Origin of the sequence: Micromonospora sp. WMMD1155 (assembly GCF_029581275.1) — a bacterium.
Lineage (GTDB): Bacteria > Actinomycetota > Actinomycetes > Mycobacteriales > Micromonosporaceae > Micromonospora.
The window spans coordinates 6,610,587-6,630,307 of sequence record NZ_CP120742.1; the positions used below are offsets into that span (position 1 = coordinate 6,610,587).

General features: G+C 70.5%; 23 protein-coding genes. 13 read left to right on the top strand and 10 right to left on the bottom strand.

The annotated features are described in order from the left end of the window. Position 1: 1 nt before the first annotated feature. Positions 2–640: a HEAT repeat domain-containing protein gene (locus tag O7617_RS30240; protein WP_282264914.1), complete on the bottom strand. Its 639-nt coding sequence runs from the start codon at positions 638–640 to the stop codon at positions 2–4. Positions 641–850: 210 nt separating this feature from the next. On the opposite strand from O7617_RS30240, the gene O7617_RS30245 reads away from it, so the two are divergent. From O7617_RS30245 to O7617_RS30255, 3 genes are all read left to right on the top strand, one after another. Further along, positions 851–1,561, top strand: a complete 711-nt coding sequence (locus O7617_RS30245) for a DUF4396 domain-containing protein (protein ID WP_282259808.1) — start codon at positions 851–853, stop codon at positions 1,559–1,561. Between the two features lie 258 nt (positions 1,562–1,819). Beyond that, complete coding sequence (locus O7617_RS30250; RefSeq protein ID WP_282259809.1) at positions 1,820–2,536, top strand: carbonic anhydrase; 717 nt, start codon at positions 1,820–1,822, stop codon at positions 2,534–2,536. Between the two features lie 23 nt (positions 2,537–2,559). Then, positions 2,560–3,651 (top strand): winged helix DNA-binding domain-containing protein, encoded by a 1,092-nt coding sequence (locus O7617_RS30255; protein ID WP_282259810.1) that lies wholly within the window; start codon positions 2,560–2,562, stop codon positions 3,649–3,651. A gap of 13 nt (positions 3,652–3,664) precedes the next feature. Here O7617_RS30255 and O7617_RS30260 read toward each other — a convergent pair whose 3' ends face one another. Further along, positions 3,665–4,108, bottom strand: coding sequence for a DUF5990 family protein (locus tag O7617_RS30260; RefSeq protein ID WP_282259811.1), 444 nt, complete (start codon positions 4,106–4,108; stop codon positions 3,665–3,667). A gap of 269 nt (positions 4,109–4,377) precedes the next feature. Here O7617_RS30260 and rph point away from each other — a divergent pair, with 269 nt between their 5' ends. The 3 genes from rph to O7617_RS30275 all read left to right on the top strand — a co-directional run bounded on the left by rph (position 4,378) and on the right by O7617_RS30275 (position 9,845). Continuing rightward, entirely contained in the window at positions 4,378–6,987 is a 2,610-nt protein-coding gene (gene rph, locus O7617_RS30265; RefSeq protein WP_282264915.1) for a rifamycin-inactivating phosphotransferase, read from the top strand. Positions 6,988–7,510: 523 nt separating this feature from the next. After that, positions 7,511–9,019, top strand: a complete 1,509-nt coding sequence (locus O7617_RS30270) for a DUF1996 domain-containing protein (RefSeq protein ID WP_282259812.1) — start codon at positions 7,511–7,513, stop codon at positions 9,017–9,019. A gap of 184 nt (positions 9,020–9,203) precedes the next feature. Next, the gene (locus tag O7617_RS30275) at positions 9,204–9,845 is read left to right on the top strand and encodes a dihydrofolate reductase family protein (protein ID WP_282259813.1); all 642 of its coding nucleotides are present in this window, start codon (positions 9,204–9,206) and stop codon (positions 9,843–9,845) included. A gap of 63 nt (positions 9,846–9,908) precedes the next feature. On the opposite strand, the gene O7617_RS30280 is transcribed toward O7617_RS30275, so the two are convergent. The 4 genes from O7617_RS30280 to O7617_RS30295 form a co-directional block, all read right to left on the bottom strand. Then, positions 9,909–10,241 (bottom strand): hypothetical protein, encoded by a 333-nt coding sequence (locus O7617_RS30280; protein WP_282259814.1) that lies wholly within the window; start codon positions 10,239–10,241, stop codon positions 9,909–9,911. A gap of 287 nt (positions 10,242–10,528) precedes the next feature. After that, entirely contained in the window at positions 10,529–11,152 is a 624-nt protein-coding gene (locus O7617_RS30285) for a DUF6518 family protein (protein ID WP_282259815.1), read from the bottom strand. 273 nt (positions 11,153–11,425) lie between these two features. Continuing rightward, positions 11,426–11,860, bottom strand: coding sequence for a DUF6069 family protein (locus O7617_RS30290; protein ID WP_282259816.1), 435 nt, complete (start codon positions 11,858–11,860; stop codon positions 11,426–11,428). Between the two features lies 1 nt (position 11,861). Then, a complete protein-coding gene (locus O7617_RS30295; RefSeq protein WP_282259818.1) occupies positions 11,862–12,860 on the bottom strand; it encodes an RNA polymerase subunit sigma-70 in 999 nt (332 codons plus the stop codon). A gap of 253 nt (positions 12,861–13,113) precedes the next feature. Between O7617_RS30295 and O7617_RS30300 the strand changes: the two genes are divergently transcribed. The 6 genes from O7617_RS30300 (at position 13,114) to O7617_RS30325 (ending at position 15,678) form a co-directional block, all read left to right on the top strand. Continuing rightward, the gene (locus O7617_RS30300) at positions 13,114–13,647 is read left to right on the top strand and encodes an RICIN domain-containing protein (RefSeq protein ID WP_282259820.1); all 534 of its coding nucleotides are present in this window, start codon (positions 13,114–13,116) and stop codon (positions 13,645–13,647) included. Between the two features lie 219 nt (positions 13,648–13,866). Then, positions 13,867–14,229 carry a DUF2089 domain-containing protein gene (locus tag O7617_RS30305; RefSeq protein WP_145785671.1) on the top strand — a complete coding sequence of 121 codons (363 nt, stop codon included), beginning with the start codon at positions 13,867–13,869 and terminating at the stop codon, positions 14,227–14,229. Next, a complete protein-coding gene (locus O7617_RS30310) occupies positions 14,229–14,486 on the top strand; it encodes a hypothetical protein (protein WP_282259821.1) in 258 nt (85 codons plus the stop codon). The genes O7617_RS30305 and O7617_RS30310 overlap by 1 nt, the downstream gene beginning before the upstream one ends. Positions 14,487–14,497: 11 nt before the next feature. Next, positions 14,498–14,920 (top strand): hypothetical protein, encoded by a 423-nt coding sequence (locus O7617_RS30315; RefSeq protein ID WP_282259822.1) that lies wholly within the window; start codon positions 14,498–14,500, stop codon positions 14,918–14,920. A 258-nt stretch (positions 14,921–15,178) separates the two neighbouring features. Beyond that, positions 15,179–15,316 carry a hypothetical protein gene (locus tag O7617_RS30320; protein WP_282259823.1) on the top strand — a complete coding sequence of 46 codons (138 nt, stop codon included), beginning with the start codon at positions 15,179–15,181 and terminating at the stop codon, positions 15,314–15,316. Next, positions 15,313–15,678: a hypothetical protein gene (locus O7617_RS30325; RefSeq protein ID WP_282259824.1), complete on the top strand. Its 366-nt coding sequence runs from the start codon at positions 15,313–15,315 to the stop codon at positions 15,676–15,678. Before O7617_RS30320 ends, O7617_RS30325 begins: the two co-directional genes overlap by 4 nt. Positions 15,679–15,692: 14 nt before the next feature. Here the strand turns inward: O7617_RS30325 and O7617_RS30330 are convergent, their stop codons facing one another. Both O7617_RS30330 and O7617_RS30335 read right to left on the bottom strand, forming a co-directional pair. Beyond that, a complete protein-coding gene (locus tag O7617_RS30330) occupies positions 15,693–16,379 on the bottom strand; it encodes a Type 1 glutamine amidotransferase-like domain-containing protein (protein ID WP_282259825.1) in 687 nt (228 codons plus the stop codon). Positions 16,380–16,481: 102 nt separating this feature from the next. Then, the gene (locus O7617_RS30335; RefSeq protein ID WP_282259826.1) at positions 16,482–17,699 is read right to left on the bottom strand and encodes a DUF418 domain-containing protein; all 1,218 of its coding nucleotides are present in this window, start codon (positions 17,697–17,699) and stop codon (positions 16,482–16,484) included. A gap of 77 nt (positions 17,700–17,776) precedes the next feature. On the opposite strand from O7617_RS30335, the gene O7617_RS30340 reads away from it, so the two are divergent. Continuing rightward, on the top strand, positions 17,777–18,520 hold the full coding sequence (locus tag O7617_RS30340) for a TetR/AcrR family transcriptional regulator (RefSeq protein ID WP_282259828.1): 744 nt from the start codon (positions 17,777–17,779) through the stop codon (positions 18,518–18,520). A gap of 111 nt (positions 18,521–18,631) precedes the next feature. Here O7617_RS30340 and O7617_RS30345 read toward each other — a convergent pair whose 3' ends face one another. Both O7617_RS30345 and O7617_RS30350 read right to left on the bottom strand, forming a co-directional pair. Next, on the bottom strand, positions 18,632–18,964 hold the full coding sequence (locus O7617_RS30345; RefSeq protein ID WP_282259829.1) for a hypothetical protein: 333 nt from the start codon (positions 18,962–18,964) through the stop codon (positions 18,632–18,634). A 96-nt stretch (positions 18,965–19,060) separates the two neighbouring features. Then, entirely contained in the window at positions 19,061–19,699 is a 639-nt protein-coding gene (locus O7617_RS30350; RefSeq protein ID WP_348774158.1) for a helix-turn-helix domain-containing protein, read from the bottom strand. Positions 19,700–19,721: the final 22 nt, after the last annotated feature.

Genomic DNA, 19,721 nt, shown 5'->3' on the forward strand with positions numbered 1-19,721 from the left:
GTCACCCGCTCGCCGCCGCCGGGCCGAGCGCCACCACACGCGTGGCCTCGTCGATCGCGTACTCGAAACCGGCGTCCGGGTCCTCCCACAGCCGCTGCGTGGCGGTCGCGTGCGCGCGTACCCGAGGGTCGGGATGGGTCACCGCGGCCCGCAGCATCGGGATGACCACCTCGCCGAGCGCGATCAGCGCTCGGCTCAGGCTCAACTGCGTCTGCCGGTCGCCGCGCCCCAACTGCGTCGACAGCACCCCGGCCAACTCCGCCGTCGCACCGTCGGGCACCAGGACGACCGCCGCCCGCCACGCGGCGCGGGCCACCTCGTCGTCGGCGTCGGTGAGCAGCGCCCGCGTGATCGCCGGCCACGCCCGCCGGTCACCGATCTTGGACAGCGTGTGCAGCGCCTGGCTGCGTGCCTGCGCATGCTCGGAGCCCAGTTCACCCAGCAGCCTGGGGACCGTCTGCGCCGCCGGGTGGCGGGTCAGGGCCCAGGTGAGCATTTCGCGTACGGAGAAGTCGGGTTCGACCGCGCACCGCGCGACGAGCGGGTCGACGCCTCGCGGGTCCGGGGTCGTGCCGATCGCCAGCGCAGCGCGCAGCCGCACCGACGCGTCGGTGTGTTTCAGCCCCTGGAGAGCTCTCATGGTGTCGGTGTCCTGTTGCGGACCGGTCATCGAACCCACCTCCTCGGACCCCAGTAGAGACCTTGTCACTGTGTCAAGGTCAAGCGCTCCCCGCCTGCGCCTTTCCGCAGTGCGGGGCCGATATGGCGTGCCACACTCCGAGGTGTCCTCGATGGTCCCGCGCCTCCGGCTGCGGGCGGCGGTCGGCGCCCAGGTGCGGAAGGGGCGAGGATGCCACCAACCTGGCTGCTGGTGCTGTCCTGGGCCGCGCTCGCGGCGGGGTTCGTCAGCTTCGCGATCGTGGTTGCCGACACCTATCTGCGCGGGCACCGTCAGCCGGTGCGGGTCATGGAGATCGTCTGGCCGGTGACCGTCCTGTACATCGGCCCGGCGGCCGTCCGGCTGTACTGGAACTGGGGTCGGCCCGAGGTCTTCGCCCGACGGCGGCACGACGGCCAGGTCCGCAGGCCACGGCGAGGGCTCGTCGTCACGCGGGTGTCCCGCTGCGGCGCGCACTGCGCGCTGGGCTTCGTCATCGCCGAGGTCGCCCTGTACGCGCTCAGGCCCGATCCGGCCCACAGCACGCTGTGGGTCGACTACGCCGGCGACTACCTGGCGGCCGTGGCGATCGCCGTCCTCTTCCGGTACGCCGACGCGCCCGGTCGCAGCGTCACGAAAATCTGGCAGGCCCTGTCGACGGTCGTCAGGATCGAACTGGTGACGATCACCGCCTTCGAGGTGGCGCTGTTCGCGTGGCTGACGCTCGCCCACCACGCCGTCCTCTCCGAGCCGCCGCTGCGGGCCGACAGCCCGGTCTTCTGGTTCATGGGCCAGCTCGGGCTGATCGCCGGCTTCGTCGCGGCGTGGCCGACCGCCTCCTGGCAGCTGGGCCGACGAGCGCGGCCGGCCGGTCAGCGCGGAGACCGGGTACGCCGGTGGTAGGACCACCCGGCCAGTGGCAACGCGACCGTCCAGGCCAGCAGCAGCGGGAGACCGACCAGCACACCCGTGGGGGTGAAGATGTCCTGCGAACCGCTCTCCGACAGGTCGGCCGCAACGGCGGGACGGGCGGATCCCCACGTCGAGGGAGCCGCCTCCCCGGGCCCGGGGTGCGTCGGTGTGACTTATCGATCACCTCGCGTTCCACCCTTGTGGACGGCGGCCTGGTAGGAAGGGAGCGAATTGCCTCACCTCAGGGAGATGACAGTGGCGCGTTCCCACCTGTCCCGCCGTTCGCTGCTGACCGCTGGTGGCGCCGCCGCCGTCGCGCTCGGCGCAGCCGCCGCCGGCCCGTCCGCAGCCGCTGCGACACCCGCCGACAACCCGGTCGACACTCCGGCCGAGGCGCTGCGTCGGCTGCGGGCCGGCAACCGGCGGTTCACCTCCGGGCACGGCCGGCACCCGCACCAGGGCCTGGCCGACCTGCACCGCCTCGCCGCCGGTCAACACCCGTTCGCCGTCACCGTGGGTTGCGCGGACTCCCGGGTGGCCCCCGAGGTCCTCTTCGACCAGGGGCTCGGTGACCTGTTCGACAACCGGGTGGCCGGCAACATCGTGGACGACCTGCTGTTGGGCAGCATCGAGTTCGCCGTCGAGGAGTTCGGCAGCCTGCTGATCGTCGTCCTCGGCCACGAACGCTGCGGCGCGATCACCGCCACCATCGACGCCATCCACAGCGGCGGCACCGCCCCCGGGCACATCGGCACGATCGTGGACGCCCTGCGCCCGATCGTCGAGCCGGTGCTGGGCCAGCCCGGCGACCCGGTGGAGAACGGGGTCCGCGCCAACATCGTCGCCCAGGTGGCGGCCCTCAGCGCCCGCAGCACGATCATCTCCGAGAAGGTGCACCAGGGGGCGTTGAGCGTCGTGGGCGCCCGCTACGACCTGGACGACGGGCGGGTTTCGCTGGTGGCCTGACCGCCACGCTCTAGGGTTCAGGCATGGTCGATCGCCGCCGGGTGCTGCGCTTCCGCGTCCACGCACAGCAACTCGACCGGGGCGCGGGCACGCTCGCCGACACCGCCGTGCTGGACATCGGGGTGCAGAACACCGGGCCGGAGGGCGCCCGGTGGGCGCTCGCGGTACGCGGAGTCGACGTGACCGCGTTGTCCGGCACGGAGGTGGTCCTGCTGTGGACCGTGCGGGGTGCACCCCACCTCTACCGCCGGGCCGACGTCGGGAAGGTGGCGACCGCTGTCGCGCCCTTCTCCGACGCCGACGCGGGAAAGCGCATCTACGACGCGTCCCGACCGCTGAAAGCCGCCGGCATCGGCAACCTCACGGCCCTGGACGAGGTCGCCGCCCGGATGCGGGCCGTCGTCACCACGCCGACGGTCAAGGGGGACGTGTCCGGCCGCCTGGCCACGATGCTGCCCGAGCCGTATCTGCGGTTCTGCCGGCCGTGCGGCGCCACCCACCTCTACGAGATGCCGTTCCGGCTCGCCGCCGTGCGGGCCGGGCTGGAACTGCAACTCGACACCTCACCTCCGATCCTGCGGCGCATCCCCCGGTTCACGACAGCACCCGCACCGGACGACCGGTTCGACCTCATCCGCGGGTACCTCCGACTGCTCGGCCCGGCCACCCCGAAACACGTGGCCGACTATCTCGACGCCCCGGTCAAGGACGTCAGGGCGCGCTGGCCCGACGACGTGGTCGAGGTGACGGTCGACGGTGAGGTGCGCTCACTGCTGGCCGCCGACGAGCAGGCGCTGGAGTCGGCCGACGGCACGGGCACCCGCCTCCTCGGCCCGTACGACCTGTTCCTCCAGGCGAAGGACCGGGCGACACTGGTGCCGGACGCCGCCCACGCCAAGGAGTTGTGGCCGGTGCTGGGTCGCCCCGGTGCCGTCCTGGTCGACGGCGAACTGGTCGGCACCTGGCGTCCCCGCAAGTCCGGCAGGACGTTGACGGTCGCCGTGCAGCCCTGGCAGCGGCTGTCGGGCGCGACGCGCGACGCCATCACCGCCCAGGCCGAACACCTCGCCGCGCAGCGGGCCGTCCCCCTGGCCGGCGTCGACATCGCCGGCTAGGACCGGGAAGCACTCACTCCACCGTCCAGACGATGGCGGGTGGGTGCACCCGGGCGCAGAGCGGCCCGCCGGCGGCGTCGGTCAGCCCGACCCGGCCGACGAGCACGCCGCCGCCCTCGTGTGCGGCGCGCAGCAGCTCGGTCGGGACGTCGGTGAACATCAACTTCGCTCGTCGGAACATCGCAAAGCCGTCCTCGGTCACCGCGCCCCAGCTCAGGTACAGGAATCGTGCACCGGGGCGGCCGTGCACCCACGGGCCGCCGACGTCGAGCATCCCGTGGATCTCGCGGCTGGTCACCTCGACGTGCCAGGTGGCGTCGGCGGCGTCGGCAGGCACCAGATCGACCACCTCGGCCTTGCGTTGGACGCCGACGTGCACGTTGCCCCGCCGCAGCGCGTCGGCCTCCGCACCCGTCCGGCGACCGGGCAGGTCGGTGCCGTCGATCCGGATCCGCATGCTGACGATTCTCGTTCCTCGACCGGTGCGGGTGCACCGGTCGGTGGCGGCGGTGTCGGCCTGGTGGGGCGGCCGAGGTGTGCGGCGGTCGGGCGGGTCACCGCACCGCCCGAGCGGGCCAAAAAGTAAAGGCAAGGAGATAACCCTCCCTGCCACTTCTAACGTATATCGCACCTGGGGGCTTGCGGCAAGACCCCGGTCCTGGCGCACAATCTGCGGCCGGACCAGCATCAGGACACAACGGGGGGCACGACGTGGGTGTGTTGTCGATGGACGAGGGCCGCAGCGACCTCGCACCGCTGGTGGATCTCCAAGAGGTGGACGAGACGCAGATCGCGGTCGTCGGGGGCAAGGCCGCGCACCTGGGCGCCCTGTCGCGCGTCGACGGGGTTCGCGTGCCGGCCGGGTTCTGCGTGACGACGGCCGCCTTCCGGCGGGTCCTGGCGGAGGCACCGTCGGTCGGCGAGCTGCTCGACCAGCTCTCGCGCCTGGGCCCGGACGACCGGGAGGCGATCGGCGCGCTCAGCGCGGAGATCCGCCGGAGCATCGAGGAGACCGCGATCCCGGGCGACGTGGCGGCGGCGATCACCGGCGCGCTCACCCGGTTCGGGGACGAGACGGCCTACGCCGTGCGGTCCAGCGCCACAGCGGAGGACTCCCCCACGGCTTCCTTCGCGGGCCAGCAGGACACGTACCTGAACGTGATGGGGTCGGAGGCGGTTCTGCGGCACGTCAGCCGATGCTGGGCGTCGCTGTTCACCGAGCGGGCCGTCGTCTACCGGCTGCGCAACGGCATCGACCACCGCTCGGTGCAGATGGCTGTCGTCGTACAGCAGATGGTTTTTCCGGACGCGGCCGGAATCCTGTTCACGGCCGACCCCGTTTCGGGCGACCGGAAGGTCGCGACAGTGGACGCCGGCTTCGGCCTCGGCGAGGCCCTGGTGTCCGGCCTGGTCGACCCGGACGTCTTCACGGTGCGCGACGGTGAGGTGGTCACCAGCGCGGTGGCCGCGAAACACCATGCCGTGGCCGCCCTGCCCGGCGGCGGTACGCGGGAGGTGCCGATCGACCCGCGGCGGCAGGAACAACCGGCGCTGACCGAGGCGCAGGTCGTGCGGCTCGTGCGGCTCGGGCGGCGGATCGAGGCTCACTTCGGCCGTCCGCAGGACATCGAGTGGTGCCTGGTCGACGACGACTTCCTGATCGTGCAGAGCCGACCGATCACCACGCTGTTCCCCGTCCCCCCGGCCGCCGACCAGGAGAACCACGTCTACCTCTCGGTCGGTCACCAGCAGATGATGACCGACCCCATGAAACCGCTGGGGTCGTCCATGTGGCAGTTGACGGCCATGGCTCCGATGCTGGAGGCCGGCGGGAGGTTGTTCGTCGACGCCACCCGATTGCTGGCCGCACCAGGCCGCGCCGGGTTCCTGGAGATGGTCGGGAAGTCCGATCCGCTGATGAGGGACGCGTTGCAGACGCTCCTCGACCGCCCGGACTTCGTTCCGACGGCGCTCACGGGTGACGGTGGTCCCGCCAGGCTGCCGACCGGCGGTACGTCGATCGCAACCGACCCGGCCATCGTGACCGAGCTGATCGAGCGCAGCGAGGCGTCCGTCGCCGCCCTGCGGCGCGACATCGCGGGGGTGAGCGGTACGGCGCTGTTCGACTTCCTGCTGGAAGCCTTCGAGGAACACAAGCGGATCCTCGGTGAGCCGCTGAACACGCAGGCGATCATGGCGGGTATGGAGGCCACCTGGTGGCTCAACGACCGGCTGTACGAGTGGCTGGGCGAGAAGAACGCCGCGGACACCCTCACCCTGTCCGCCCCCGGCAACATCACGTCGGAGATGGGGCTGGCGTTGCTCGACGTCGCCGACCAGATCCGCCCTCATCCGGAGGTGGTGGCGTTCCTGCGGGGCGTCGAGGACGACGACTTCCTCGACGACCTGCCGAAACTCCCGGGCGGGACCGCCGCGCGTGACGCCATCGAGGCGTATCTCGACCGGTACGGCATGCGCTGCGTCGGGGAGATCGACATCACCAGGCCACGGTGGAGCGAACGCCCCAGCACGCTCGTGCCGGTGATCCTCGACAACGTCCGGCTCTTCGAGCCGGGTGCCGCCAGGAGGCGCTTCGCGCAGGGGCAGCAGCAGGCGCGGGAGAAGGCGCAGGAGGTGCTCGCGCGCCTGCGGGCGCTGCCGGACGGGGAGCAGAAGGCCGACGAGACCGAGCGGATGATCGAGCGGGTGCGGACCTTCGTCGGCTATCGGGAGTACCCGAAGTACGGCATCGTCAGCCGCTACCTCGTCTACAAGAAGGCCCTGCTCGACGAGGCCGAGCGGCTCGTGCGCGCCGGTGTGCTCGCCGAGAAGGAGGACGTCTTCTACCTGACGTTCCAGGAGTTCCACGAGGTGGTGCGCACACACCGGGTGGACGACGAGTTGATCCGGCGGCGCGCCGACGCGTTCCGGTCGTACCAGACGCTCACGCCTCCCCGGGTGATCACCTCGGACGGCGAGGTCCTCACCGGCGCCTACCGACGCGACGACGTGCCGACCGGCGCCCTGATCGGTGTACCGGTGTCCGCCGGGACTGTCGAAGGACGCGCCCGCGTCATCCTCGACATGGCCCAGGCCGATCTCGAAGCGGGTGACATCCTCGTCACGGCCCACACGGACCCCAGCTGGACACCCCTGTTCGTCGGCATCGCCGGCCTGGTGACGGAGGTCGGCGGGTTGATGACGCACGGCGCGGTGATCGCCCGGGAGTACGGCCTACCGGCTGTCGTCAGCGTCCTCGACGCCACCCGGCTGATCCGCGACGGGCAGCGGATCCGGGTGCACGGCAGCGACGGGTACGTCGAGATCCTGCCCTGACCGGACGGCACCGCGCGGGCCGTGGCGGGCGTCCGGGCGTACCCCGTGGGGGATGCCCGCACGCCCGCGGACCGCGTCCTGCGCGGCTGGCTGACGTCGGCGCGCCTCGACGGACGCCGACCGCGGCGGCACACCGGACTGCATCCCGGGCCGAGTTTCGTAGCGTCCGCGTCGAACACTCCGGTCGCGGTTTTCCACGGACCAGGCCGAGCATAACGCCCTGCCCGCCTCACATTACCGATAATCTGCCGTCGACTGAATCACATTCCGCAGCGCCGTCGGCCAGCATGACCGCGTCAGTGGCGTAAGGCCAGGTGGCGGCAGGGTGGTCCACTCCGGACGCTTAACGAGAACTTAAGGAAGTAAGGCCGAAAAACTGTTATCCGTAGCCGAGAAGGCGGCCACCAGGGAGCGTCCGGAATGGCTCCCTTAATTCTTCGTCCACGAGTTGATGCGAATCCCTCGACCCGCTCATAATTCTTTCCGCCATGAGCTGTGCCGTCGACTCGAAGGACAATTGGTAATGCGGACTCCCCCCGCGCATGTCGCACCGCCGGACCGGGCGCGCAAGCGCCGTCGTATCACCCGCCTCACGCTGGCCGGCGCGGTCGCCGCCGCGTTGACCGCGAGCGGCATCTACATCGCCGGCGCCCAGGCCGAGGAGGTCTCCGTCCCGGGCCGGGTCCAGGCGGAGGGCTTCGCGGCGCAGTCCGGCGCGCAGACCGAGAACACCGGCGACGCCGACGGCGGCCGCAACGTCGGCTGGCTCGCCGACGGCGACTGGCTGCGGTACGACGGCGTGTCGATCACCGGGGCCGACCTGACCGCCCGGGTGTCCTCGCACAACTCCGCCGGTGGCACCGTCGAGCTGCGCCTCGGCGCGCAGGACGGCACGCTGTTGGCCGACTTCCCGATCGCCCCGACCGGCGGCTGGCAGAAGTGGACGACCGTCACCGCGAAGGCGTCGAGCGTGCCCGCCGCCCCGCAGACCGTCTTCGCCGTGCTGAAGAGCACCTCGACGTCGGACTTCGTCAACCTGAACTGGTTCACGTTCGGCCCCGCGACGGCCGCGTCGCCCGGCGCGTCGGCCACGCCGAGCACGTCGCCGAGTGCCTCGGCCACCCCGAGCGCCACCCCGTCGTCGTCCGCCTCCGCGTCGGTGCCGCCGAGCGCGCCGGCCGGCGGCTGGGTGCCTGTCGACCAGGCCCGGTGGGACAGGGAACTGGCCGCCTTCAACGCGATCACGCCGAAGCCGGTGACCCCGGGCACCACCCGGGTCCCCGAATTCCACACCGACTGCGAGGTCGCCAACTCCGCGCCGGACGACCCGATCGTCGTGCCCGGCCTGCCCGGCGCCTCCCACATGCACACGTTCTTCGGTACGAAGATCGACGCCTTCACCACGACGGACCAGCTGCTCTCCGAGACGACCAACTGCAACGCCCCGGGTGACAACAGCGCCTACTGGGTCCCGGAGCTGCGCAAGGACGGCAAGGCCGTGCCGATCAAGAGCTTCCGCGTCTACTACGGCTCGCGGGTCAAGGACCCGTCCACCGTCAAGCCCTTCCCGCCGGGCCTGCGGGTCGTCGAGGGTGACGCGAAGAAGCAGGTGGACACCCCGAAGAACGCCGGGAGCAACCAGTTCTGGTGCGCCGGCAGCGCCGAGATCGGCCGCAGCGCCGACGGCAACTGGCCGGTCTGCGCCCCCGGTGGCAACCTGATCTTCCAGCTCGTCTTCAAGGACTGCTGGGACGGCAAGAACATCGACTCGCCCGACCACAAGTCACACATGGGCGACCCGGTGAACGGCGTCTGCACCGGCAAGTACCCGGTGGCCGTGCCGGATCTGTCCTTCATGGTGAACTACCAGTCGTTGGGCGGTGACGGTCTCAGCCTCTCCTCCGGCAAGCCGTCGTCCATGCACGGTGACTTCATGAACGCCTGGGACCCGGCCCGCCTCGGTGCTCTGGTGAAGTCCTGCCTCAACCAGAACGCCAAGTGCGGCACCGAGGTGAGCTTCGCCGGCGGCTGACCGACGCCAGGCAGAGACGGCCCTCGCACTCCGGTGCGGGGGCCGTCAGTCTGCGGGAGGCGGTCCTAGAGTGGCCGGCGAAGGTCAGCGGACGCGCCACCGTCCGGGCGAGTCGATGACGGGCCCACGTTCCGGCCCCGGTCTAGTCTCTGGGTCGAGACAACGACCTCCAGAGGAGCAGGGCATGGGCCTCGTCCACATCGAACTGTTCGCGACCCTCGACCTCGTCGCGCAGGCGCCCGGCGGTCCCGAGGAGGACCCGGCGGGGTTCCCGTTCGGCGGCTGGCAGGCGCCTCTGCTGGACGAGGTGGCCGGAGCGCAGGTCGCGGCCGCGTACGAGGGCACCGACGCTCTCCTGCTCGGCAGGCGGACGTACGACATCTTCGCCGCGTACTGGCCGCATCAGGTCGGCGGCCAGGACGACGACATCGCCACGCTCTTCAACAGTATCCCGAAGTACGTGGCCTCCCGGGGCACGCCCGACCTCTCGTGGGCCGGGTCCACCCAGCTCGGCCCGGACCTGGCCGACGCGGTGCGCGAGATCCGCGACCGGCACGAGCACGTGAAGGTCGTCGGGAGCGTGAACCTGGTGCAGACCCTTCTGCGCGAGAAGCTCTTCGACCGCCTGGACCTGTGGCTGCACCCGATCGTGCTCGGCGTCGGCAAGAAGGTGTTCGACGGCGGCGAGGTGCCCACCAACCTCACGCTCCTCGAACCACCGGCGGCCGGCACGAAGGGCACCGTCTACCTGAGGTACGCGCTGGCCGACGGCACGCCCGCCACGGGCGACATGGCCGCACCCGATCGCGGTGCCCGGAACGACTGACGTCGCTTGCACCCAACGGGGTCCGCCGTCGCGCACATCGCCTAGCGTCCGGCGGGCACTGCCTCAGCGGGCGGCCTCGTCGGGGACGGACCGCGGGTGCCGCAACGCGCTCAGCAGGGCGGTGACGACGGCAACCACCAGCAGGACCCGCACCACGTTGAACAGCACCGTGTCGCCTGTGGAGTGCGGCGGAAAGAGGTCCTTCACGAGCCAGCCACCGCCCAGCCCGAGGCCCAGGCAGACGTACATGGCGGCCCGCAGACGTGGGAGAGGTTGTGGACGGCCGAAGATCCGGGGCACCTGCCTGCCGCCACGGCTCCGGTGGAGCAGCACGACGGCCATGGTGAGACTGACCGCGAGGCACGCGACGGCCAGCACCACGTCCACGGATTCCATGGGCCACAGGCTATCCGACGGAATCCCGCGCAGCAGGTGCGCGTCGGTCGACCGGCTGAGAACCACAACGGCGGCAACGCGCGGGGCACCGGCGGTCGAGTGCTCGTCTGCTCGTCGCCGAGATCCGCACAACATCAGGGATGTTGGTGTCTCCCGCCCGCCCGAGGCAGCAACATCCCGGATGTTGCGCGGATCTTGGGCGCGAGGCGCGAGGCGCGAGGCGCGAGGCGCGAGGCGCGAGGCGCGAGGCGCGAGGCGCGAGGCGCGAGGCGCGAGGCGCGAGGGTGTCAGGAGAGGGCTCCACCGACCAGCGCGAAGCTCACCAGGATCGCGGCGGCCAGGGGTACGGCCACCGCGACGACGAGTGCCCGCCGACGGTGTGACTCGCCGGTCAGCACGACGATCAGCAGGCCCAGCGCCACGTCGATGGCGACGTTCCACCACGCGAGTGAGGAGTAGTCGGGATCGTTCGCCTTGCCGACGAACCGGGCCGCCTCCTCGAAGAACACGGCTGCGGGCAGCGCCGCGCCGACGACCTGCCGCCAGCCCGCGCCGCGCGCCCACGTCCCCGCGGTGCCGAACACCACCCCGGCGAGCACGCCGAAGAACATCCAGATCAGCGACGACGGCGCCCAGAGCACCGCGAGGTCGTCGCCTTGCAGGATTGCGGCCGCGAGGTAGTAGCTGGGTACCGCGACGACGAGCAGGACGGTGGCGCCGAGCGCGGCGCGAAGCCACCCGGACCGCACCCAGTATCCGAAGAAGAACGCGGCGACCGCCCAGGTGGCGGTGGAGTTGCCGAGTTCGGCGACGGGGAACGGCAGCCACTTGATCCAGCAGAAGTCGAGGACGCCGAGCAGGAAGCCGCCCACCACGGAGGCGAGTGCCACCGTCCGATCACCAGGTCGCATGTTCGCAGAGCATACCGAGTATGCGACAGCGGACCGCCACCCTGGTCGTCCGGGCCGGACCGAGGGGCGGCCCGGCAACCCCAGGCCCCGATCGCTCAACGGCGCGGCAACCCCAGCCCCCCGCGTCCCGCCCCGGCGGCAGCCCGCGTCGACCGACCCGAACGCAGCCCGCGTCGACCGACCCGAACGCAGCCCGGGTCAACCGACACGAACGCAGCCCGGGTCAACCGACCCGAACGCAGCCCGGGTCAACCGACACGAACGCAGCCCGGGTCAACCGGCCCGAACGCGGAGGCTGCGCGTCAGGGTGGGGATCACGACCGCCGCCGGTACGAGGTGCAGGCCGAGAAGGGCGACGGTGGTGGCGGTGTTCGCCCCGGCGAGCAGAGGCGGGACGAGCGAGATCGCGGTCAGCGACACCGCCGTCCAGAGGAACCGCTCGGCGGGGCGGGCGCTCCACCGCAGCAGGGCGACGGCGATGACGACGCCGACGATCGAGAAGAAGCCGGTCACCACGGCGAACCCGCCCAGCGGGATCTTCTCCCCGCCGTCGGGGATCTCGAAGTCGACGCCGACGGCCTGGGCGAGCGCGGCGGCGGCTGTGGTGACCACGATCGCGGCGAGGGTGACGATGATGCCGGTGCCGGCGAGCCCGAGGATGCGGCGGTTGGTCCGAGTGGGTGCAGGGGCGGCGTTCGCGCTGGTCATGTCAGTGCTCCTCAGGTTCGCTAGTAGGCGGACGCTGCGCCGACAGCCGCTCGGGCAGCCCGAGCGTCGGGAACCGGTCGGCATGGAAGGTGACGATCTCGGTGATCGCCCCGCCGGTGATGCGCAGGACGTCGAGCGTCAGCGGCAGGTACGCGTTCTCCGGCTCCCGCCAGTGGTAGAAGGCGACGGCGGGCTGCCGGTTGACGGAGGTGGGGACGCCGCGCAGGCCGGTCATGCGGTCGAAGCCGTCCTCGATCCAGTCGTTCACCACCGCGTCGCGCCCGACGTGCAGGCCCGGGGTGGGCGGCATCGAGCAGCGCACGTCGTCGCGCAGCATCGTGGTGAGTCGGCCGATGTCGGTGGCGACGCTGGCTTCGGTGAAGCGGCGTACCAGTTCACGGGTCGCGGCGTCCTCGTCGCCGCCGGTCCAGTCCTGCCGTTCGGCGGGCAGGTGCTCCCGCATGCCGGCGCGGGCGCGTTGCAGCGCGCTGTTCACCGAGTTGACGGAGTCGCCGAGCAGGTCCGCGACATCCTTCGCCGGCCAGCCGAGCACATCGCGCAGGATCAGCGCGGCCCGTGGGCGCGGTGCGAGGTGCTGGACGGCGACCACGTACGCCAGCTCGATCGTCTCCCGGGCGACGGCGACGGCCTCCGGTTCGTCGGCGTCGCCCGCCGGCAGCTCGTCGAGCAGCCGGTCCGGGTAGGGCTGCAACCAGCGCACCTCGCCGCCGGTCGCGGGCTCCGGGCGGCATTTGGCGAGCAGGTCGAGGCAGGCGTTGGTGGCGATCCGGTACAGCCAGGCCCGAAACGTCGAGCGGCCCTCGAAGGTCTCCCGCCGCCGCCAGGCCCGTAGGAACGTCTCCTGCACGGTGTCCTCGGCGTCTTCGAACGACCCGAGCATCCGGTAGCAGTGCACGTGCAGTTCCCGTCGGTGCCGCTGCGCCAGCCCGGTGAACTCCGGCTCGTCGACCTCGGCGAGGTCCCTCACGTCGGTACTCATCACGTCATCCTTCCGCCTCGTCATGTCCTGGCATAGGTGTGACGGGCGTGGGTCGGAAAACTCATCACCGGACGGTGCGGGTCGATCCGTCTCGGATGCTGCCCGACCTCCCTGCCCCGGCAGAGCAGGCACCCGACACGGCACTCAAGGCCGTCGTGAACGGATAGGCGCGGCTGCCATGGACTAGCGTGGATCGAGCATGATCGCTAGCCTTGGCGGGCTTCCTCCACTGTGGACAACGGAAAGGCCCCTCATGAAGCGCAGAACGACGAGCGTCCTGGTGGCGGTGTTCGCCATGATCGCAGCGACGTTGATCGGCACCGGCAGCCCGGCGGCGGCGGCCACCTCCGGCCCGTGGATCATCCAGCCCTTCACGAACTACTACTGCCTGCACCCCGCCGGTTACTCGTCGGCTACCAACATCGTCATCGAGCAGCGCCTCTGCGAGACCGGGACGAACCGCAACTGGACCTTCACCACGACCAGCTCGGGCTACTACCGGATCTCCTACCGCAACGGCGGACGGTGCATGGCCGTGCAGGGCGACTCCTCCGCCGAGCGGGCGAAGGTCGTCACGCAGGTGTGCGGCGACGCCCGCCTCAACGACCAGTGGCTGCCGATCTTGAACTTCGGCTCCGGGGGCTCTGACTACTACCAGTTGAAGAACCGGAGCACCGGCAAGTGCCTGGCGGTGGAGGGTAACTCGGTTCAGAACGGCGCCGACATGATGCAATTCACCTGCTACACGACCTCGAACAACCAGGCCTTCACCTGGTTCGCCCCGTAGCGACACCCCTCGGCCGCGGTGGGACTCTCCCGAGCCCGCCGCGATCTCGTGCCCCCAGCCGCCGCGGCGGGACCTCTCCCGGTCCCGCCGCGGTTGCGTTACCGGCCACCCACCGCTCGCCGCCAGCCGCACCATGCGGGCTCGATTAAAAAAGTTAATCTCATACTCTTTGAAGTTGAGTATTGCTGAGGTACAACTTCAGATATGAAAGAGCAGGCGATGGACTGGCAGGAACTGACCAGCCTGACGCGGGGCCAGCCGTTCGTCGTCGAGCGGGTGCGCCTGGCGAGCAACGGCGTGGCGATCGAGGGCGAGTTCGAGCTACCGCAACTGGCTCAGCTCAACGTCGAGGACCAGGTCTTCGTGACGGCGTTCGTGCGCTGCCACGGGTCGATCAAGGAGATGGAGCGCATCTTCGGGGTGAGCTACCCGACGATCAAGTCACGACTCAACCGGATCACCCAGATGCTCGACTTCGTCGAGACCGATCCGGCGCCGTCGCGGGCCGACATCATCGACAGGTTGCGCCGCGGTGAGATCACCGCCCAGCAGGCGTTGGCCGAGCTGGACGGCCGATCGTGATGCCGCAGTTGGTGACCGTCAAGGTCGACCGCCCGGACCACCGGCCCCTCCGCTTCTGGGTCCCGGTGCTCCCCGTGGCGCTCGTACTCCTGCCGGTCGTGATCCTGGTCGTCCTCGCGGCGATCGTGGCCTGCCTCGTGTTCCGCATCCGTGTGATGCGGGCACTCGGTGCCGGTTGGCGCGTCGTCTCCGCGCTGCCCGGCGCCCGCTTCGACATCGAGCAGGGCCGCCTGGCCGTGCTCGTGGCCATCCGATAGGAGAGGTTCGTATGACCGAACAACGCAAGGACATCCTCGACATGCTCGCCGCCGGCAAGGTCACCGCGGAGGAGGCGGAGCAGCTCATCGCCGCCCTCGAACGGGACCAGGCACCAGCGGTGGCAGGTCACGACCTCCGACCGAAGGGCAAGGTGAAGTACCTGCGGGTGGTGGTGGACGCCACCGACAACGGCGAGCCGTCGCGGGTCAACGTGCGGGTGCCACTGCAACTGCTGCGGGCCGGCGTACGGCTGGCGGCGCTGGTCCCGCCGCAGGCCCTGGTCAAGGCCAACGCTTCACTCAGCGACTCGGGTGTGCCGATCGACCTGACGCAGCTCAAGCCGGAGCAGTTGGAGGCCCTCGTGGAGCACCTCGACGACGTGACGGTGGAGGTGGACTCCCCCGATGCCACGGTGCGAGTCTTCTGCGAGTAGACGCCGTCCGACGGGACGGCCCCTCGGAAGGGTGCGGGAACACCCTCCCGAGGCTGCGCCCGCCGCAGCAGACGCAGGTGAACTGCCAACCTGAAGTCTAGCCACGCACCGGCACACCAGCGGAGGGACCACTCGGACGGGTGGTCCCTCCGCCGCGTCCCGCCGGGCGCCCGCATGTCGGCAATCCGTCGTTGTCCGGGTGTCGGGCCACTCCGTAGCGTCGCGGCTACGTATCGATGCCCGGCGGGAGGACCCCTCGTGACCGAACTCGTCGCTCCGCAGTTCGTCGTGAACAGCAGGATGATCTACTTCGGTTGGCTTCCGGCCGACCCCGACGCGGTGGCCGCCCTGGTGCCCGACGGGCTCACCCGGCGCCGAACCGCCAGGTCTTCATGAACCAGTACGTCGTCGACGACGCCGGGCAGACCTCCGGCTTCGGCGCGTACTCCCTGACGTACATCGGACCGGATCTTTTCGGGGTGGACGCCCCCGACGGTGTGACGCCCGGTCGCTGGTGGACCCACTACGTCAATTCCAGCCCGGTCGTCCGGGCCTACGCCACCGCCCGCGGCGTTCCGGCAACCCCGGGAAACACCACCATCGAGGTACGCGGACAGCGGCTGGTCGCCACCACCGAGGCGGACGGCGTACCCGTGATCCGGACGACGGCCCGCGTCGGGCGCACCGGTGACGCCGTCAACCAGGGCCAGTTGCGCGCCTCGTTCGCCTACCCGGGCGGCGAGTCGGTGCTCGACTGACGGGATCACCCCGGTCAGGGGTTGATCAGTCTCCACTCGCCTTCGGAGACGACGTCGACGCTGCCACCGACCACAGTGATGGCGGTGTCGTCGTCGATGGCGTACGTCGGGACCGGGATTCCGGACGCCCACTCCTGGATGGTCGGCAGGTCGGTGTCCTCCATGTCCGGATGGTTGAGGTGGGGGTACAGCGTGAAGTCCACCAGCCCCAGCGCCCGGTCGGCGTCCTTCGCCATGTCGCTGCCGTCCGGGACGAACCCGAGATCGAATTCGGCGTCGCAGTTGTACGGGGTGACCGCGATGCTCCCGGCGCTGACCCCCACGTAGACCGTGTCGCTCAGCGACGGCAGGAGGTCGGCCAGGCCCGACCGGCGCATCCAGTAGGTCAGGTAGAGCACGTCGCCGCCCCAGACGAGGAGGGCGTCGGCCTGCCGGACCGCCGGCACCCAGTTCTCCTCTCGGATGGTCGGCAGCGCGGTGAGCTCCAGCAACCCCAGGGACTTCCAACCCAGCTGGCACAGCGGGATGTCGGCGCGGCCGTGAACCGCCTTCCACGCCCTCTCGGCTCCGCCGGGGAAGGGGTGGACGGCGGTGGGGATGAACAGGGCCGTGGACTCGGCGATCGGCTTGCCCAGCAGGTCGACGAGGGCGGCGGAGATGCTCGGGTTGCTGATGCCCCCCGACGTGAGAAGGAACTTCATGAAAATCCGCCCGTTCTCCGAGTGATCCGTACTCGGCGTCCGTGCGGCCACGGCACACCGCGACACGGTCCTGCTTGGGACGGTGCGGGGCGCGCCGCACCTCTATGAGATGCCGTTCCGGCTCGCCGCCGGCTCTGCCGTCCTTCCGTTCGTCACCCGCCGTAGCGCCCACTCCGCCGGCCCGTACCGGTGATGACGCAGCCACCACGCGCTCACCGTAAGCTGCGCCGCGAAGATCAGCAATGCCAGACCGGTCGTCCCCACCGGCGACACCCTCCCGGCCAGGCCGAGCCCGATCCCGCTGAAGATGAGCAGCCCCAGCAGCGATTGCCCCAGATAGTTGGTGAGCGCGATCCGCCCCGCCGGTGCCAGGGCCGACCGCACGAACCCGAACCGCGGGCCGTGCATCATCCGCAGCAGCGTGGCCACGTACGCGGCTGTCAGCAGCGGCGCGGTCGCCGCGCTCACACCCACGGCCAGTGGCTCGCCGTTGCCGCCGCCCAGCGCGTACGCCACGCCGCCCGCGATACCCACGGGGAAGCCGATCCACTGGATCCGCCGCAGCACCGGCTCGTGACCGCTGACACCGGCGAGGAGCCGCCGTCGGCCGGCAACCATGCCGAGCAGGAACATCGCCAGCGCCGTCGGCCCCTGGAACGTCGCGGACTGCAGCACCAGAAAGGGGAGCCCGGAGAGGTGGTGGCCGATGACGTCGCTCCATCCGCCGAGCATCGCGGCCGTCGCCTTCTCGGCGTTGGTCAGTGCCTCGGCTCGGGTCGGCAGGAACGCGGAGGAGTTCACGAGAAGCCCGCTGGCCAGCAGGCTCATCAGCACGATCCCGTAGAGCACGCCGGCGACGCGCAGCGCCGTCCGGTCGCGGACCCGGCGCATCGCGAGCAGGACCAAACAGACCACCGCGTACGTCATCAGGATGTCGCCGCCGTACAGGAGCGCGGTGTGCAGGGCGCCGAGGATGAACAGGCCGGCGATCCGGCGCAGCATCCGCGGCCCGAACGCGGCGCCCGCGCGCCCAGCCGCCTCCATCTGCAGGGTGAAGCTGTATCCGAAGAGGAACGAGAAGAGGATGTAGAACTTCATGTCGACGAACACCGCGGACAGGAACCGCGCCGCATCGTCGAGGACCGACGAGAACGCCGGGTCCGTGATCAGGTTGCCCGGGTAACCGGAGGCCATGAAGGTGATGTTCACGACGAAGATCCCGAGCAGCGCGAAGCCCCGCAGCGCGTCGAGGTCGTGCAGGCGCTGCCCGGCTCTCGACGGGCTCGCCGTGGCGCCGATGGTGCCCGCTGACACGTCCATATGCTTTTCTCCCCGTCCGGCCCGACGACAGCTTTAATGTACAGGAGATACTATCCATGGGACACAATATGCCGTCAATGGCCGACGACGTGCCCGCCGACCTGGCGCGACTCTGGCGACTGCCGACATCCGCACGCCGTGGCCGGCCCGCCGAACTCGATGTCGAGCGGGTCGTCGGCGCTGCGGTGGACCTGGCGGACCACGAGGGCCTGGACGGGGTGACCCTGCAGAAGGTCGCGCAGACTCTCGGCTTCACCAAGATGTCGCTCTATCGGCACGTGGGCTCGAAGGAGGAACTCGTCGAACTGATGACCGACCACGCCACCGGGCCCGCCCCCCGGCTGGAAGCGGACAACTGGCGTGACGGCGTCCATCGCTGGGCGGCGGCGATCCGCGCCCGATACGCCGAACACCCGTGGCTCGTGGAGGTGCCGATCGCCGGCCCACCCCGAGGGCCGAACGCCATCGGCTGGATGGACGCGTTCCTGCGGGTCCTTCGCGACACCGGCCTGCAGCCGAGGACGAAGGCAGGCGTACTCGTCGTCGTCAGCGGTTACGTGCGCAACGCGATCCTGCAGGGCCGGCAGATGGCGGAGGGCCGCAGCGGCACCGGGCTGAGTCAGGCCGACGTCGAGGAGAACTACGGCCGCGCCCTCGCCGCGCTCGTCCGCCCGGAGCGCTTCCCCGAGGCCGCGCCGCTGTTCGCGGCGGGCGCGTTCGAGAGCGAACCGGGCGAGGACCCACAGGACCAGGACTTCACCTTCGGCCTCAACCTGATCCTCGACGGCGTCGAGGCCGCCATCGCGCGGCGCACTTCCTGAACCGCAGCACGCAGTCGTGCACCGAAACCCGGTTCGGCCTCACGTTATTCGAGTGATCCGCGACGCGCCGCTGTCGGCGTCGGTGAAGCCGCCGCCGGGCGGCACGGGTTGTCAGCTCGGCGGGGGCGGGCATTCCAGGACCGCGATCGAGTTTCCGGCGAACAGCCCCAGGTGCGGGTGCCCGGAGAAGATCTGCACCGCCTCGTCGTGCGAGCCCGCCTCGACGATGGTGTAGCCGGTCAGAGAGTCGGTGACGTCCTCGACACCCTGCGCGGTGACCAGCTTCTTCGCGTTCAGCGGAGCACCCGGGTCGATGATGGCCTTCTCGTTGGCCTGCGCCCACGACGCCCAGGCGTTGATGAACTCGGTCTGCTGCTGTTCGGTGAGGTCGGCCTTGCCGGCCTCGTCAGCCGCGCCGTGGAACAGCGCGAGGAATCTGCCCATCCCCGCATCGTATTGGACGGCTGTCCCCTGCAGCCGGGAGCGGAGGCTGCCCGGTAGTCGCCAGCCGTGCCAGGCGGGTGGTGATCGCTCCGACCGTCAGGCCGCGCCGAGGCCGTTCATGAAGGTGGCTACGACGAGGTCGGCGGCTTGCGGTGGCGTCAGGGTCGGGAACTGGTGGGCGGCGGCGTCGACGAGTTGGTCGAGGACCGTTCGCGCCCAGGTCATGTCCACGTCGCCGCGGAGGTATCCCTCGTCTCGCGATCGGCGGATGAAGGCGTCGACTCGGGCGCTCTGCTCCTGACGGCGGATGCTGGCGGCAGGGTCGTTCTGCATCATGCGGCGAGTGTCGAGAGGCCACTCACGGCTGACGGGGACGATTCCCTCCACGTAGCGGTGCAGGGCGACGGGCACGGGGGCCTCGGTCAGGCGGGCCTCGTCGAGGACGTTCTCGGCGGAGTCGAGCTTGGCCTGGAAGACGGCACTGAGCAGGGCTTCGCGGTTCGCGAAGCGGCGGTGCACGGTGGTGCGGTCCACTCCGGCGGCAGCGGCGACGGCTGACATGGAGGTGCCGGGGTCCTCGGCCAGAAGTCGAGCTCCGGCGCGGAGGACGGCATCTAGATTACGGGCGGCATCGGCTCTCATGGCGCTGCGATCATACTCGACTGTTTCAGCTGCCCGGCAATCTTCTGCATGTGAGTCGCGGAACAGAATTTTTCCGCCTCGGTGTTGTTGCATTTAGCGACCGTAACTCTACGGT

Bases quoted from the DNA above. Each gene is read 5' to 3' on its own strand.
- O7617_RS30240 (WP_282264914.1), bottom strand. From the start codon at position 640: ATGAGAGCTCTCCAGGGGCTGAAACACACCGACGCGTCGGTGCGGCTG.
- O7617_RS30245 (WP_282259808.1), top strand. From the start codon at position 851: ATGCCACCAACCTGGCTGCTGGTGCTGTCCTGGGCCGCGCTCGCGGCG.
- O7617_RS30250 (WP_282259809.1), top strand. From the start codon at position 1,820: ATGACAGTGGCGCGTTCCCACCTGTCCCGCCGTTCGCTGCTGACCGCT.
- O7617_RS30255 (WP_282259810.1), top strand. From the start codon at position 2,560: ATGGTCGATCGCCGCCGGGTGCTGCGCTTCCGCGTCCACGCACAGCAA.
- O7617_RS30260 (WP_282259811.1), bottom strand. From the start codon at position 4,108: ATGCGGATCCGGATCGACGGCACCGACCTGCCCGGTCGCCGGACGGGT.
- rph (WP_282264915.1), top strand. From the start codon at position 4,378: ATGGACGAGGGCCGCAGCGACCTCGCACCGCTGGTGGATCTCCAAGAG.
- O7617_RS30270 (WP_282259812.1), top strand. From the start codon at position 7,511: ATGCGGACTCCCCCCGCGCATGTCGCACCGCCGGACCGGGCGCGCAAG.
- O7617_RS30275 (WP_282259813.1), top strand. From the start codon at position 9,204: ATGGGCCTCGTCCACATCGAACTGTTCGCGACCCTCGACCTCGTCGCG.
- O7617_RS30280 (WP_282259814.1), bottom strand. From the start codon at position 10,241: ATGGAATCCGTGGACGTGGTGCTGGCCGTCGCGTGCCTCGCGGTCAGT.
- O7617_RS30285 (WP_282259815.1), bottom strand. From the start codon at position 11,152: ATGCGACCTGGTGATCGGACGGTGGCACTCGCCTCCGTGGTGGGCGGC.
- O7617_RS30290 (WP_282259816.1), bottom strand. From the start codon at position 11,860: ATGACCAGCGCGAACGCCGCCCCTGCACCCACTCGGACCAACCGCCGC.
- O7617_RS30295 (WP_282259818.1), bottom strand. From the start codon at position 12,860: ATGAGTACCGACGTGAGGGACCTCGCCGAGGTCGACGAGCCGGAGTTC.
- O7617_RS30300 (WP_282259820.1), top strand. From the start codon at position 13,114: ATGAAGCGCAGAACGACGAGCGTCCTGGTGGCGGTGTTCGCCATGATC.
- O7617_RS30305 (WP_145785671.1), top strand. From the start codon at position 13,867: ATGGACTGGCAGGAACTGACCAGCCTGACGCGGGGCCAGCCGTTCGTC.
- O7617_RS30310 (WP_282259821.1), top strand. From the start codon at position 14,229: ATGCCGCAGTTGGTGACCGTCAAGGTCGACCGCCCGGACCACCGGCCC.
- O7617_RS30315 (WP_282259822.1), top strand. From the start codon at position 14,498: ATGACCGAACAACGCAAGGACATCCTCGACATGCTCGCCGCCGGCAAG.
- O7617_RS30325 (WP_282259824.1), top strand. From the start codon at position 15,313: ATGAACCAGTACGTCGTCGACGACGCCGGGCAGACCTCCGGCTTCGGC.
- O7617_RS30330 (WP_282259825.1), bottom strand. From the start codon at position 16,379: ATGAAGTTCCTTCTCACGTCGGGGGGCATCAGCAACCCGAGCATCTCC.
- O7617_RS30335 (WP_282259826.1), bottom strand. From the start codon at position 17,699: ATGGACGTGTCAGCGGGCACCATCGGCGCCACGGCGAGCCCGTCGAGA.
- O7617_RS30340 (WP_282259828.1), top strand. From the start codon at position 17,777: ATGGCCGACGACGTGCCCGCCGACCTGGCGCGACTCTGGCGACTGCCG.
- O7617_RS30345 (WP_282259829.1), bottom strand. From the start codon at position 18,964: ATGGGCAGATTCCTCGCGCTGTTCCACGGCGCGGCTGACGAGGCCGGC.
- O7617_RS30350 (WP_348774158.1), bottom strand. From the start codon at position 19,699: ATGCAACAACACCGAGGCGGAAAAATTCTGTTCCGCGACTCACATGCA.